The organism is Vibrio sp. HI00D65, assembly GCF_001635455.1.
Classification (GTDB): Bacteria; Pseudomonadota; Gammaproteobacteria; order Enterobacterales; family Vibrionaceae; genus Vibrio.
Map to the genome: position 1 here is coordinate 1 of NZ_LWEH01000588.1, position 873 is coordinate 873.

Below are 873 nucleotides of genomic sequence, written 5' to 3' on the forward strand. Positions count from 1 at the left end.
GCCTCCAAAAAATTTGCGGGAATAGCTCAGTTGGTAGAGCGCAACCTTGCCAAGGTTGAGGTCACGAGTTCGAACCTCGTGTGTCACTCCAATTTGTAGATTAACGCAAAAGCGGTAATCGAAAGGTGAAAGACCTTTCCGAGAATGCGACACTAGCTCAGCTGGTAGAGCGCAACCTTGCCAAGGTTGAGGTCACGAGTTCGAACCTCGTGTGTCGCTCCAATTTGTAGATTAACGCAAAAGCGGNAATCGGAAGGTGAAAGACCTTTCCGTGATGCGACACTAGCTCAGCTGGTAGAGCGCAACCTTGCCAAGGTTGAGGTCACGAGTTCGAACCTCGTGTGTCGCTCCAATTTGTAGATTAACGCAAAAGCGGTAATCGGNAGGTGAAAGNCCTTTCCATGATGCGACACTAGCTCAGCTGGTAGAGCGCANCCTTGCCAAGGTTGAGGTCACGAGTTCGAACCTCGTGTGTCGCTCCATTTTGAAAGTGAAACATGAAGAGCATTCTGGCAGAGTGCAATCCTTGCCAAGGTTGAGGTCACGCCTAAGCCTTGAAGATCGGGAACTTCGTGTGTCGCTCCAATTTGATAGACTCATTGACTTAAACAATGCATCCGGACGAGGGATGGAGCAGGTTGGTAGCTCGTCGGGCTCATAACCCGAAGGTCGTCGGTTCAAATCCGGCTCCCGCAACCACATTACAGTTAAACGCTATCTATTGCCAAAAGCAGTAAAAGCTGCGGTTAACTTATGCGACACTAGCTCAGCTGGTAGAGCGCAACCTTGCCAAGGTTGAGGTCACGAGTTCGAACCTCGTGTGTCGCTCCAATTTGAAAGTGAAACATGAAGAGCATTCTGGCAGAGTGCAAT

At 49.8% G+C, this 873-nt stretch carries 3 tRNA genes; all 3 read left to right on the forward strand.

Annotated features, from left to right (window positions below):
* The first annotated feature begins 146 nt into the window (after positions 1-146).
* The 3 genes from A3712_RS27630 to A3712_RS27200 all read left to right on the forward strand — a co-directional run bounded on the left by A3712_RS27630 (position 147) and on the right by A3712_RS27200 (position 831).
* A tRNA-Gly gene (locus A3712_RS27630) sits at positions 147-222 on the forward strand.
* 54 nt (positions 223-276) lie between these two features.
* Positions 277-352 (forward strand) — tRNA-Gly (locus A3712_RS27190).
* A gap of 403 nt (positions 353-755) precedes the next feature.
* A tRNA-Gly gene (locus A3712_RS27200) sits at positions 756-831 on the forward strand.
* Positions 832-873: the final 42 nt, after the last annotated feature.